Genomic DNA, 13072 nt, shown 5'->3' on the forward strand with positions numbered 1-13072 from the left:
GAGCCTATCCGTCGGCCGGTGCCCGGTCACACCGTTCGTGGGGGGCCTAGGTCGCGAGGAAGGCGAGGATGTCCTGGTCGAGCTCCGCCTGGTAGTCGCCATAGATTCCGTGGGGCGCGCCGGGATAGACCTTGAGGGTGCCGTTCTTGACCAGCTTGATCGACTTAAGTGCTGCGTCCTTGATGGGAACGATCTGGTCGTCGTCTCCGTGGGCGATGAAGATCGGTACCTCGAGCGCCGTGAGGTCTGCGGTGAAGTCGGTCTCCGAGAACGCCTTGACGCAGTCGTAGGCCGCGGCGAGGTTCACCAGCATTCCCTGGCGCCAGAATTCGCGCTTGGCACCCTCAGAGACCGCGCTTCCGGGCCGGTTCGCCCCGAAGAACGCTTCGGTGAGCTCGATGTAGAACTGGGACGAATCGCTCAGGACACCCGCACGGATGCCGTCGAACACCTCGATCGGAAGGCCGTCGGGGTTGCTTTCCGTCTTCACCATGAGCGGCGGCACCGCGCCGGCGGTGATGACCTTGGTCACCCGGCCGACCCCGTGCTGCGCCGCATAGCGCACCACCTCGCCGCCGCCCGTGGAGTGACCGATCACGGCGAGGTTCTTCAGGTCGAGCGACTCGACGAGTTCGGCCAGGTCGCGGGCATACGTGTCCATGTCGTTTCCGGTATACGTCTTCGCTGAGCGACCGTGCCCGCGGCGGTCGTGTGCGATGGCACGGTACCCGTTGTCGGCGAGCAGTTTCACCTCGACCTGCCAGGCGTCGGACGAGAGCGGCCAGCCGTGGCTGAGGAGGACCGGCTGTCCTTCGCCCTGGTCGGTGTAGTAGATCTCGGTTCCGTCGGATGTGCTGAAGTACGGCAAGAGGGATCTCCTTCAAAGAATCGTCGGAATGAAAATGACAGGATAGCCCGGCCTCGTGAGCCCTGCCCGGACAGGTATGCTGCGAGTGCGTTCGGCGTTAACGAGGACACCCAGGGAGAAATTCATGAACAAGTACGTTGTCACCAACCCCGCCACGGGGACGAGCGGCCCCAGTTTCACGCTGGCAACCGACGACGAGGTTTCGGACGCGATCGGCGTGGCGGACCGCGCCCACACGGAGTTCTCGCGCCGCACATCCGTCGCGGAGCGGGCGGCACTCATGCAGCGCGTCGCCGACCTGCACACCGAGCGTCGCGAGCACCTGGCCGAGCTCATCGTGCGCGAAATGGGCAAGCCCGTCGAGCAGGCCCTCGGTGAGGTCGACTTCTCCGCCGACATCTACTCCTACTACGCGACTCATGGCGAGGCCTTCCTCGCCGACGAGCCGATCGAACTTCTGGGTGGCGAGGGCACCGCGTTCATGCGTAGCGCGTCCCTCGGCGTTCTCCTCGGCATCATGCCGTGGAACTTCCCCTACTACCAGGTCGCCCGTTTCGCCGGCCCGAACCTGGTGCTCGGCAACACCATCCTGCTCAAGCACGCCTCGCAGTGCCCGGAATCCGCCGCCGCCATCGAAGAGATCTTCACGGATGCCGGGTTCCCCGCCGGCGCATACCGCAACCTCTACGCATCCAACGCCCAGATCTCCGACATCATCGCCGATCCGCGGGTGCACGGCGTCTCCCTGACCGGGTCGGAGGGGGCAGGCGCGGCCGTCGCGGAGGTCGCCGGCCGCAATCTCAAGAAGGTCGTGCTCGAACTGGGCGGATCCGACCCGTTCATCGTGCTCAGCGCGGACGACCTCGAGGAAGCCGTCGACGCTGCCGTCGCGGCCCGCCTGGACAACTCCGGGCAGTCCTGCAACGCGGCCAAGCGTTTCATCGTCATCGACGGCCTCTTCGACGCCTTCACCGAGAGCTTCACCGCCAAGATCACCGGCAACGTGCCGGCAGACCCGACGTCACCGGAGACGACACTGGGACCGCTCTCCTCCCTCGGCGCCGCCGAAAACCTCGAGGAACAGCTCCAGCGGGCGGAGGCCCAGGGCGCCACCGTCGTTGCCAGGGGAACGCGGGACGGCGCCTTCTTCTCGCCGACGGTGATCACCGGGGTCTCCCCGCAGAGCGACGCCTACCGGGAAGAATTCTTCGGCCCGGTGGCCGCGATCTACCGTGTGCAGGACGAGGCGGAGGCGGTTCAGGTGGCCAACGACATCCCCTACGGCCTCGGTTCCTACCTCTTCACGACCGACCCGGAGCAGGCACTGCGCGTCGCCGACCAGATCGAGGCCGGGATGGTGTTCATCAACGGGTCGCTCCTGGACAGCCCGGAACTCCCCTTCGGCGGCGTGAAGCGGTCCGGCTTCGGCCGGGAACTGGGACGCTTCGGGATCGCAGAGTTCGCCAACCGCAAGCTCATCCGCATCCTGAAGTAGTCACTCGTGCATCGGCCGGGTCCCGATCGGGCCCGGCCGACACGGGGCGTGTCAGCTTAACGAGCGCCCAGCATCAGGCCGGGAAAAGCGGCGAGGATGCTGGTGACGACACCGTCATCGTCGTTCGACGGAGCGAGGTGGCGGGCACGGGCACGGATGCTCGGGTGCGCATTGGCCATCGCGTAGGACTCTCCGGCGGCGTCGAGCATCTCGGCGTCGTTGAGGTAGTCGCCGAACGCCATCGTCTGCTCCCGGGTGATCCCGAGTTCGCGCTGGAGGCGGATCAGCGCCCGCCCCTTGTTGACCCCTGGACGCATCACATCGACCCAGTGCTCGCCCGAGACCACGACATCGGCCTCGAGTCCGAGGCCGCGCAGGGACGGCCCGGTGTGCTCTTCCGCTGAGGCGAAGTCGTAGATCGCGAGTTTCACCACCTCGTCGTCGGAGGACGCGGCGAGGACATCGTCCACGATCGCCAGGGCCTCGTAGTACGGCTTGACCCTGGCGAAGTACTCGGCGTCGGTGCGCTCGATATACGCCGTTCGCACCCCGCACACGACGATGCCCACGTCGGAGCCCGTGGCGGCCGCGGTGCGCACCCACTCGACGATGGCGGGGATGACGGACAAGACGATGGGTTCCAGTGCGATGCTCGTGCCGTCGCGAACGACGTTCGTGCCGTTCTCGGCGATGAACACCAGGCCCTCGCGCTCACCGAAGGTTTCCCGCAGGGTCTGGTATTGGCGTCCACTGGCAGGGGAGAACATCACTCCGGCGCGGAGCAGCGCCTCGAGCACGGGCCAGAAGCCGTCGGGCACCCGGCCGGAATCATCGAGGAGAGTGCCGTCCATGTCCGAGACGATCAGGCGGATATCGGCGGGTTCCTGGAGGTGAGTCACCCTTTCCATTATCGAGGACGGCGCGGGGTGCGGTGACCGTCGACAGTGGGCCGGCCCCGTGCACCCCGTTCCGGCGCCCTGCCCGGCGCCCTTGTGTGCTCCCGGTCGTGGGGGCACCATGCATCGTGGACACCGTGCCCGATTCACCGTCGAAAGGTCGTTCCCATGCCTCGTACCTCCGTTGTGACCGGCTCGGCAAGCGGCATCGGGAAGGCAACCAAAGAACTTCTCATGGAGCGCGGTGAGACCGTCATCGGCGTCGATATCCATGATGCGGACGTGGTCGTCGACCTGTCCACCGCTGCAGGGCGCGCGTCCCTCGTCGAACAGGTGAGCGACCTGAGCGGCGGTGCGGTCGACGCCGTGCTCGCCGTTGCCGGTCTGGCTTCGCCGACGGCCACCACCGTGGCCGTGAACTACTTCGGAACCATCGCGACGCTTGAGGACCTGCGCCCCCTGCTGGTCGGCTCGGCCGCCCCCCGCGCCGTCGCCGTCGCGTCGATGGCCTCGCTCTTCCCGCCGGACGACATCCTGCTCGCCGCACTCCTCGCCGGCAACGAAGCGGATGCCCTGGCCCGCGCCGCAGAGCTCGAAGCGGGCGGCGAGGAGCTGGGAGCCTTGATCTACGGCACGACCAAGCGCGCCCTGGCCCGGTGGATCCGCCGGAACGCTGCGACGGACAACTGGGCCGGCGCCTCGATCCCCCTGAACGCGATCGCACCCGGGGTCGTGGACACCCCGATGACCTCCGACATGATCAAGACGCCGCAGCAGCGCGAGGCGATGGCCACGATGGTTCCGATGCCCCTCAACGGGATCTTCGAACCGCGCTCGGTCGCCTACCTCCTGGCGTGGCTCGCCGGCGAGGAAAACGCCCACCTGTGCGGTCAGGTGATTTTCATCGACGGGGGTTCGGATGTGGTCATCCGGGGGGACGCGACCTGGTAGCGATAGCGGGCGTTCACCGTGTTGTGAGCGCGCCGTCGACCATCGAATGCACCGAGGTCATCAGCGGGAGCAGGCGCTGGTCGTGGGTGACGAGGATCGTGGCGGTGTCGAACTCCGCTGTCAGCCGCAGAATCAGGGCCAGGATGCTCGAACCGCGTTCCTGGTCCAGCGCACTCGTGGGCTCGTCGACCACCAGTGCGCTCGGCTCATTCATCAGTGCCCTGGCGATATTGACCCGCTGGCGTTGCCCTCCCGAGAGTTGCGCCGGATGCTTGGCGGCGTGATCGGCGAGGCCGACGGCATCCAGGAGCTCCCTGGCCCGCGCCCGTGCGGCGTTGCGGGCACTGCGACCCCGGCGGGGTCCGTCGAGTTCCCCCATCACAACAAGCTGCTCCTCTGCGGTCAACGACGGGATCAGGTTCGATTGCTGGAAGACGATGCCGATGCTGTCCCTTCGCAGCTCCGCCCGTTCGGCGAGGGAGAGGGCGGTCGCGTCCACGTCATCGACGTGCAGGGTTCCTGCATCCGGGCTGATCAGGGTCGAAGCCACGGCGAGCAGGCTCGACTTCCCCGATCCGGATGGGCCGGTGATCCCGACCACGGAACCGCGATCGACCCTGAGGCTGACGTCGTCGACGGCGGTGATCCGCCGGTCGCCGTCCGGGAAGCTGAGGGTGATGTGGTCAAGGCGGATCATCGGTTGCTCCCGAGGGCGGTGAGGGGGTCGGCGGTGGTGACGGAACGGAGCGCGAAGGCCGCGCCGGCGAGACCCAGCGCGATCATCGCCGCACCGGGAAGGAGGGTCGTCAGGGGACTGATCACAAACGGCAACGCGGTGCCGGCCAGTGCGCCGAGCAGGGCGGTGAGCGCGATGCCGAGCCCGACGCCCACGATGAGGACGAGGGCGGCCTGGCCGAGAGCGTCGCCGACGAGCATCCGGTTGGACGCACCGAGCGCCTTGAGGACTGCGACGTCCGGTTGGCGTTGCATGCTCCAGACGGTGAAGAACGCGCCGACCACGAGGGCGGAGATGCCGAAGAGCATGGCCACCATCAGGAGCAGCGAGCCGATTTCGGAGCGGAATGCCGACAGGGCCGTCAGCGATTGCAGGACGCCGGCCGAGGACGTGCCGGTCGCCGTGTCCGCGGCGGACCAGTCGGTTCCCGAGGCGGTCACGGCCAGGACGGTCGCGTATGCGCCGGGGCTGCCGGTCGTGGCGGCGAGCTTCTGCCAGTCGGTCAGGGCCAGCCAGCTGACCGGCGTGTGCGAGTACCAGGTGTCGTCGGTGACCCGGTCGACGACGAATGTTGAACCCAGGATGGTGACCGAATCGCCTGCCCCGATGCCGAGTTTCGCAGCGGCCGTCCGCGGCAGGGTCAGGTGCCCGCTCGCGGGAGCGCTGCCGGAACCGAACCCGGAGGCGCTGCCGAACAGCGCGACGGCGACCTGGTTGTCGCCGGCCGATACCCTCTGCTGGCTGATGCCCAGGGGGTGCACGTCCCGGACCCCGGCCTGGTCTCGCCACCGGATCGCATCCGCTTCGGTCACAGCGGAATCGGCGAAGCTGCGTTCGGAGTCCGCGACCGGGGCAGAGAAGACGATCCGATCGGCGCCGAGGCCGGTGATCGCGGAGATGTTCTGGTCGGCCAGGCCGCCGGTCAGGCCGGACAGGAATCCGACCAGCAGGGTGATCAGGGTCACCACGGTTCCGATGAGGACGAATCGCCCCCTGGCGAATCTCAGATCGCGCCACGCTACGTACACAGAGGACTCCTTTTCACGCCGGTCCCGTCACTGGACCGGCTGCAGATGGCGAGCCCGTGCCCGCCACTGACCACTCTGCCGAGAACCGAACGCCCGGTCATCGTGCACCCGAACGGTCATTCCGGGACGAAGGGCGGAGCATCCGCTACACCTTTCGAAGGATGCCGTCCCGGCCTATTCCCCGTACGGTGGACTGGTGATCGCCGAGTGAGAGAAGCAACGCCATGACCGCGCACGGCTCCGGACTCGACTCCGTCTTCCTGGGTCTGCGCGTGAGCCTGCACCTGTTGGTGCTCGGCCTCGTCGTGCTCGTGGTCGCGATGGCCGGGCAGGCGGGGATGCCCGCCGCGGGAGTCATCATCTGCCTTTCCGCCGTGCTGCTCGGAACCTATGCCACCGGCACACTCGTCGCATACAACCTCCCGAGCCGTTCCCTGCCCGGGTGGGCACTGGCCTGGACGGCCGCGCTGAGCCTCGAGTGGGTTGTCCTCACGGTCTTCAGCCCGGAGGCCATCTACCTGCTCTTCCCGCTCTTCTTCATCTACCTGCACCTGCTTCCCGGCTGGACGGGCCCCGCAGCAATCGCCCTCGCGACCGGGATCGCGATCGTCGCATTCGGCGTGCATCGCGGATTCAGCGTGGGCGGCGTGATCGGTCCCGTGATCGGTGCCGTGGTCGCCGTCGTCATCGGGCTCGCGTACCGGTCGCTCACCAGGGAAGCCCGGGAGCGGGACCTTCTGATCGCCGAGCTGCAGGACACCCGAACCCAGCTCGCTGCGGCCGAGCGGGCCGCGGGAGTGCTCGACGAACGCGGCCGGCTGGCGCGCGAGATCCATGACACGGTGTCCCAGAGCCTCTCCAGCATCGTCCTGCTGCTGCACGCTGCCGAGCGCTCCGCCGATTCGAGTGCCGCCGTGCGCATGCGCGTGGGCCAGGCCAGGGATGCCGCGACTCAGGCCCTCGGCGAAACCCGTTCTTTCATCGACGAACTCTCGCCACCGGCGTTGCGGCAGACCACGCTGGTCGAGGCGCTCCGCCGGCTTGCCGCCGAGACGGATGCGGCCAGCGGAGTACCGGTCAACGTCACGATCTCCGGGGACATCGGCCTGTTGCCGACCCGGCTCGAAACGGCCCTGCTCCGGATTGCGCAGGGGTCGCTGGCCAACGCCGTGCAGCATGCCCGGGCCGGCCGGATCGACCTCACGTTGAGCCGGCTCGATTCGGAGGTCATTCTGGACGTGGTCGACGACGGAGTGGGGTTCGACCCCGAGTCCGGCCCACAGGTCGTACCCGATACCGTCGTACCCGCTGCCGTCGTTCCCGCTGCCGTCCCCACCGCTCGCAACACCTTCGGCCTGCACGCCATGCGGGAGCGTGTCACCGAGCTGGGCGGGACGCTCACGGTCGAGAGCACGCGCCCGGATGGCGACCGGAACCGGCACGGGACCAGCGTCGTAGCCAGCTTCGAGCTCGCCCGATGACCATCCGGGTGCTGATCGCAGACGACCATCCCATCATGCGCACCGGGCTGCTTGCCCTGTTGGACACGGAACCGTCGATCACTGTCGTCGCCGCGGTCGGTACGACCGCCGAAGCGCTCACCGAAACCGTGCGCCTGGGCCCTGACGTCGTGCTGATGGACCTGCAGTTCCAGGGCCAGTTCGAGGGCGCCGCGGCGACGCAGCGCATCCGCGCGCTCGACAACGCGCCCGCCGTGCTGATCCTCACGAACTATGACGCCGAAAGCGACATCGTCACCGCGATCGAAAGCGGCGCCGCCGGATACCTGCTGAAGGACACCCCGCCGGACGATCTCATCACTGCCGTGATCGCCGCCGCGTCCGGGCAGTCGGCACTGGCACCGGCCGTGGCCACCCGGCTGCTCGCTCGGGTGCGCGACGCGCAGTCGGCGCTGAGCATCCGCGAACTCGAGGTCCTGACCCTCGTGGCGGCCGGGCACAGCAATGGCGACATCGCGCGCGGGCTGCACCTGAGTGAGACCACCGTCAAGTCGCATCTCGCCCATATCTTCCCCAAGCTCGGTGCGACGAGTCGCACGGCGGCGGTTGCTGCCGCGCGCGAGGCCGGGCTCATCCGCTGATTCAGCCTTCGGGTGGCCTGCCTGCTCGTCAGGGGCGTGGCTGCCGCCTGCCCGACTCTTAACGGACTATGTTGAAAAGGTGAACAACGGGTGAACGAAGCCTGATCGATCGGTGAACGTGAGCTGGTATCGATGAGCGGTGGGGCTTCGCGGGTCCGTCACGCCGACCGGATGCCTCACGGTGCGCCGGGCTTCCGAGACCGGAGTACCCCACGAGAGATGCGCAGCGCGACAGTAGCCAGTCGGTTCGAGCCCGGCTCCTCATCGTCGGCGGTTTCCTCGTCGCGACGGCGGTCGTCTCTGCGGTCTGTGTCTTCGGAGCCAGCCAGCACCTGAGCGCAACGTCGTCAGGACCGGGTTCCGTCGTGACCGTGGCGACCGGGACTCTCCCTGGCCCAGCGGAGTCGGTGGATGGCCTGGACAACTCCCATGACTCCGGGATCGAGCTCAGTGTCGATGTACTCTCCTCCCCGTCGATCGTGGACCAGGGCGCTGGCCCGGTCCAGCCTCGATCGTCGATGGGCGACGATTACACGTCCACCGTCACGCTCGCCGGCCGGCAGCCCGAGATCGACCTGTGTTCCGGGCTCGTGGACACGACAGCCTGGTACGGCACGCCGATGCTCGTCGAGCACTGGGGCTGCGGTGGCGAACTCTTCCCGCGGTGGACCGGGGCGCAGGTCCGCCTGGCCGGCATCGACTCCGGCGTCTACCGGGTGACCGGTGTGATCGGCTCCCTGAGCGCTGGCACCGCGATGGTCAGCGACGTTCCGCGTGGCCACGACCTCGTCTTTCAGACCTGCCTGAACGGCGACAGCACTCACATGGTCCTGGTCGGGCTATCCAGGATCGGCTAGACCTGTTCGGGTCGTTCGGGTCGTTCAGGCTATTGGGCTCGCCCGGCCTGTCCGGGCCAGGGCGCCGGCCGGCCGAAGAGATAGCCCTGCCCGTGCAGCCAGCCCTGTGACAGCAGGGTCCGCGCCTGCGTCTCGGTCTCGACGCCCTCGGCGACACCGGTCAGGCCCAGGTGCGCGACGAGCCCCGCGAGGTCTGCCGCCAGGGCATCTGCGCCGCGGTTGCCGTCACCGAGGCCCGCGACGAAGCTCGCGTCGAGCTTGAGTCCCGTGACCGGGAGGTCGCGCAACAGCGAGATGGAGGAGAACCCGGTGCCGAAATCGTCGACGTGCAGGCCGACGCCGAGATCGCGGACCGCATCGAGGCTTCCTGTGGTGGATGGCCGCAGTGACAGCACGGCCGTTTCGGTGACCTCGACGATGAGTCGGGACGGGTCGACGCCGTGGGTCCGGAGGGCCGACCGGAAGGTCTCGGCCCAGGACTCGTGGGCCAAGTCGACGGCGGACACGTTGACGCTGATCGTTGTCGCACCGTTGGGATCCGAGGCCAGGACGGCGCAGACCTGGTCGAGCACGTAGCGATCGATTCCGAGGATGAGCCGGGATTCCTCGGCGATCGGGAGGAACTCGGCCGGCGCAAGGAGTCCCCGCCCGGGGTGCTGCCAGCGGACGAGTGCCTCATAGCCGACGGTGGAGCGATCGAGGAGGGCGACGATCGGCTGGTAGTAGACGACGAAATCGCCCTTCCGCAGCGAAATGCGGATTTCGTCCTCGATGGTGAGCCGCTCCATCGCCTGGGAGTGCATCGTGTCGTCGAAGAACTGCCACTGGGCCCTGCCCGACTTCTTGGCCCGGAAGAGAGCGGAGTCGGTGTCCCGAAGAAGACTGGCGGCGGTGGAACTGTCCGTGGAGAGGGCGATTCCCATCGACACCGTCGGGATGATCCGGTGTCCGTGGATCGAGAGCTCGGTGCTGAGAGCAGCCGTGATGTTCACCGCGACACGTTCGACATCCGCGGGCTCGGATGCATTCGGAACGACGACGACGGTCCTGCTCGAGAACGCGGAGGATCCAGTCCCGGTTGTGCATCCCGGTCAGCCGGTCGTTGTGTGCCTGGAACAGCAGCTCCTCGCGGGACTCGTGCTCGGCCGTGACATCTTCGAGCTGCACGACCAAACGTTCCGGTGCGCCCGCACTGGTCCGGATCACCGACGCGGTCCGGCGGGCCCAGATAATGGCCCCGTCGGCCCTGACCATCCGCAATTCGCGGAAAGGAGCCCTGGCGGCGATGGCGATCGTCAAGGCCCTGGCCTGGATCACGGTCGCCCTGTCGTCGGGGTGCACCAGCTCGTCGGTGCGCCTGGCGAGAAGCCAGGCCTCGTCGCGGAGGAGCATGGTGCACAAGGCCTCGTTCACGACCTGGATGCGTCCGGTGAGGTCACAGAGGATCATTCCCGTCGTCGATGACGTCAGCACGACCCGGAACAGCTCCTCCGACTTCTCGAGGGACTGCCGCGCGACGGTCTCCTCGTGCACGTCGCGCAGGGGAATCACCCGGCCGGCGGTCTGGCCTGCCGCGTCGTGAAGGTCGCGCGTGATGGTCGACACCGAGCGATAGGTGCCGTCACTGCGCCGAACCCGGAACGGACGATGGCGCCGCACGCCCTCGTTCTGGTTGGTGCGGGCCGCCAGCACGCCCGGCAGGTCGTCGGGGTGCACGAATTCGGCGGACATCCGATTCAGCAGGTCATCGTGCTTCCAGCCCAGCGCCTCTTCGAGGGAGGGCGACGCCCAGACATACCGGTCGGCGGAGTCGACCATGAGTACGACGTCGGAGGCGTTTTCGGCGAGCAGCCGGTAGGGCTGCTCCGAATCCTGCAGGGCCTGGAGGGCGAGGTGCTGCCCGGTCACATCCCGCCAGATCACGGACACGCGGTCACCGACAGGAGCGGCGTGGAAGTCGTACCACCGGTCCGGCCGGTCGCCGTGAGGTGAGGCGGCCCGGAAACCGTCGCGGTGACAGGGGACACCCTGCTCGAGGACCTCCGCGCAGAGGTCGCCGAGCGCCCCGGAGATCGCCGCCGGCATGGGGTTGAGCAGCGAGCCGCCGATGAACTGCCCCTGCGGCATCCGGTGGAAGGCACAGGCCGCGGGGTTGGCCTCGTCCACCACGAAGTCGATGATGGTCCCGTGGATGTTGCGCACCGCGTGGACGAGGACGTACGGGTCGCCCAGGCCGGCCAACGATGCCTGCAGGGTCCTCCGGTCGGTCCTCGCGGACGTCCAGGAGGGCGAAGGCGCCCACGGTCGCACCGGCCTCGTCGACGGCCGGAATCCCCGAGATCCTGAGCCAGGCCAGACGAGCCGGGTCGGTGTCATCGCCGGGAACGAACAATCCGATCAGGGTTTCTGCTACCGGCGCGCCCGTGCGCAGGGCCGACAGGGCCGGCAGATCGTGCAGGGCGATCGAGGCGCCCCACTCGTCGATGGGATTCCAATTCTGCGCCTCGGGCGTACGTCCGAGCTGATCGTCCCAGACCTATCCTCGCACATCGTGTCCCCCGTTTGGGGTCCAAGCCGGGCGGGACCAGCATCGGCAGAATTCGCACCGCCTACAGACAATTCGGCGGACGCGAGCGTATTTTGTTCGGTGAAGCACGGGGTCTCGCTCGTGGGATGGACATGAAGGGCAGGGTGGCCGGCATGACAGCAGTGGCCGCGGTGATTCTGGCATTGGCAGCGATCCTCGTCGTCTCCGCAGGCGCGACGATCGTGGTGGCGCGGATGCTGTACAAACGCATTCGTCGCAGCCGTGCCGTGGCCGGTGCGGCGCTTCGCACCCGGGCCGCCCTGAGCCGGGGACCGCAGCGCGAGGTCCTGGGACTGCGCATCCGACTGAGAGACACTCTGGGAAGCGGTCAGGCCGCAGTCGATCTCGCGCTGGGCAGTGACGGGCCGCGGGGCGAGCTTCCCCGCCTGTTTCACCGGATCCAGGATGAAGGCGCTGCCCTCGACGCGCAACTGGTGCTGTTGACGAGTGAGGCCGATGCCGTCGTCCTCGCAGAGGAACTTCCGATGGCCAGACGACGGGTGGACGACGTCGCCGGACTCGTTCGTCGGCTGCGGGCGACCGTTGCAGGCGGCCGCGGGGACCTCACCGATGATGTCCTGCTGGCGCTGCGTTCGGAGGTCGACCGCGAGGTCTCGGCCCTGGAAGCCGGAGTCCAGGAACTGCACGCACTCAACCTGCACGATCACCGCGACACCACGAGAGGGAGCGAATCATGAGCGCCACGTCACGGCTGCGCATCATCTTCCGGAGCAAGACGTCACGCGCCCTCGACCGGCTTGAAGACCCAGGAGAGGCCCTCGACGACAGCTATGAACAGCAGCTGAAGATGCTCCAGCAGGTGCGGCAGGGACTCGCCGAGGTGACGACGGCGAAGAAACGGATCGAGCTGCAGGGGCAGGAGATGGGAGCCCGATACCAGCGGTTGGCCGACCAGGCCCAGGAGGCCCTGGACCAGGGACGCGAGGATCTCGCCCGGACCGCTCTCGAACGCCGTTCCTACCTCGAGACCCAGGTCGGTGCCATTCGTGAGCAATACGCCTCGCTCGAACGGCAGCAGGGGCAGTTGCAGGACAACGAGCGGCGACTCGCCGAACGGGTCACCGCGTTCCGGACCGAGAAGGAGACTCTCAAGGCCACCTATGCAGCTTCCGAGGCCCAGGCGCGGGCGAATGAGGCGGCGGCCGGCATCGGTTCCAATCTGGGTGATGTCGGCGCCAACCTCGATCGGGCCAGGGACCGGGTTGCGCAGATGCAGGCGCGTGCTGCCGCGACCGATGAACTGCTCGCCCGGGGCGTCCTGAACGATCTCACGGCGCCCGCGGACGCGGACCTCGACCGGCAGCTGTCCGCGGGAGTGCGTCAGGCATCCGTCGAACGCCAGCTTGAGGAACTGAAGAACGCCCGCGCAGCAACCGAGGACGGCGCCGCTCGCGCCCAGCGCGCGGGACCGGACGCGTGGCTGAGCATCGGGCAGGGGCCGGACGCCCCCTGAGGCAGAGCCCTGAGGCAGAGCCCTGAGGCAGAGCCCTGAGGCAGAACCCTGAGGCAGAACCCTGAGGCAGAACTCGGAG

General features: G+C 68.0%; 12 protein-coding genes and 2 pseudogenes. 7 read left to right on the forward strand and 7 right to left on the reverse strand.

Annotated elements, in window-relative coordinates; genetic code table 11:
• Nucleotides 1–46: 46 nt before the first annotated feature.
• On the reverse strand, nt 47–868 hold the full coding sequence (locus RHM57_RS05045) for an alpha/beta fold hydrolase (protein ID WP_134558531.1): 822 nt from the start codon (nt 866–868) through the stop codon (nt 47–49).
• A gap of 124 nt (nt 869–992) precedes the next feature.
• Here RHM57_RS05045 and RHM57_RS05050 point away from each other — a divergent pair, with 124 nt between their 5' ends.
• A complete protein-coding gene (locus RHM57_RS05050) occupies nt 993–2363 on the forward strand; it encodes an NAD-dependent succinate-semialdehyde dehydrogenase (RefSeq protein WP_134558530.1) in 1371 nt (456 codons plus the stop codon).
• Between the two features lie 56 nt (nt 2364–2419).
• On the opposite strand, the gene RHM57_RS05055 is transcribed toward RHM57_RS05050, so the two are convergent.
• Complete coding sequence (locus RHM57_RS05055) at nt 2420–3262, reverse strand: Cof-type HAD-IIB family hydrolase (RefSeq protein WP_322189612.1); 843 nt, start codon at nt 3260–3262, stop codon at nt 2420–2422.
• A 165-nt stretch (nt 3263–3427) separates the two neighbouring features.
• Here RHM57_RS05055 and RHM57_RS05060 point away from each other — a divergent pair, with 165 nt between their 5' ends.
• The gene (locus RHM57_RS05060) at nt 3428–4210 is read left to right on the forward strand and encodes an SDR family oxidoreductase (RefSeq protein WP_322140747.1); all 783 of its coding nucleotides are present in this window, start codon (nt 3428–3430) and stop codon (nt 4208–4210) included.
• A 13-nt stretch (nt 4211–4223) separates the two neighbouring features.
• On the opposite strand, the gene RHM57_RS05065 is transcribed toward RHM57_RS05060, so the two are convergent.
• A complete protein-coding gene (locus tag RHM57_RS05065) occupies nt 4224–4907 on the reverse strand; it encodes an ABC transporter ATP-binding protein (RefSeq protein ID WP_322136084.1) in 684 nt (227 codons plus the stop codon).
• Entirely contained in the window at nt 4904–5974 is a 1071-nt protein-coding gene (locus RHM57_RS05070; RefSeq protein WP_134558526.1) for an FtsX-like permease family protein, read from the reverse strand. The genes RHM57_RS05065 and RHM57_RS05070 overlap by 4 nt, the downstream gene beginning before the upstream one ends.
• 224 nt (nt 5975–6198) lie before the next feature.
• Between RHM57_RS05070 and RHM57_RS05075 the strand changes: the two genes are divergently transcribed.
• From RHM57_RS05075 to RHM57_RS05085, 3 genes are all read left to right on the forward strand, one after another.
• Entirely contained in the window at nt 6199–7455 is a 1257-nt protein-coding gene (locus tag RHM57_RS05075) for a sensor histidine kinase (protein ID WP_322136083.1), read from the forward strand.
• Nucleotides 7452–8075 carry a response regulator transcription factor gene (locus RHM57_RS05080; protein ID WP_322136082.1) on the forward strand — a complete coding sequence of 208 codons (624 nt, stop codon included), beginning with the start codon at nt 7452–7454 and terminating at the stop codon, nt 8073–8075. Before RHM57_RS05075 ends, RHM57_RS05080 begins: the two co-directional genes overlap by 4 nt.
• Nucleotides 8076–8440: 365 nt before the next feature.
• Nucleotides 8441–8932 (forward strand): hypothetical protein, encoded by a 492-nt coding sequence (locus tag RHM57_RS05085; protein ID WP_322136081.1) that lies wholly within the window; start codon nt 8441–8443, stop codon nt 8930–8932.
• A gap of 29 nt (nt 8933–8961) precedes the next feature.
• Here RHM57_RS05085 and RHM57_RS05090 read toward each other — a convergent pair whose 3' ends face one another.
• From RHM57_RS05090 to RHM57_RS05095, 3 genes and pseudogenes are all read right to left on the reverse strand, one after another.
• A complete protein-coding gene (locus RHM57_RS05090) occupies nt 8962–9720 on the reverse strand; it encodes an EAL domain-containing protein (RefSeq protein WP_166791031.1) in 759 nt (252 codons plus the stop codon).
• Between the two features lie 99 nt (nt 9721–9819).
• Nucleotides 9820–9924 (reverse strand): annotated as a pseudogene (locus RHM57_RS19550) (hypothetical protein); the annotation flags it as partial.
• 139 nt (nt 9925–10063) lie between these two features.
• Nucleotides 10064–11308 (reverse strand): annotated as a pseudogene (locus RHM57_RS05095) (PAS domain S-box protein); the annotation flags it as partial.
• 297 nt (nt 11309–11605) lie between these two features.
• Here RHM57_RS05095 and RHM57_RS05100 point away from each other — a divergent pair.
• Both RHM57_RS05100 and RHM57_RS05105 read left to right on the forward strand, forming a co-directional pair.
• Entirely contained in the window at nt 11606–12217 is a 612-nt protein-coding gene (locus tag RHM57_RS05100; protein WP_322189613.1) for a hypothetical protein, read from the forward strand.
• Nucleotides 12214–12993, forward strand: coding sequence for a PspA/IM30 family protein (locus tag RHM57_RS05105; RefSeq protein WP_322140748.1), 780 nt, complete (start codon nt 12214–12216; stop codon nt 12991–12993). The genes RHM57_RS05100 and RHM57_RS05105 overlap by 4 nt, the downstream gene beginning before the upstream one ends.
• The last annotated feature ends 79 nt before the right edge of the window (nt 12994–13072 follow it).

Origin of the sequence: Cryobacterium sp. 10S3 (assembly GCF_034344045.1) — a bacterium.
In the GTDB taxonomy this organism is placed as follows: domain Bacteria; phylum Actinomycetota; class Actinomycetes; order Actinomycetales; family Microbacteriaceae; genus Cryobacterium; species Cryobacterium glucosi.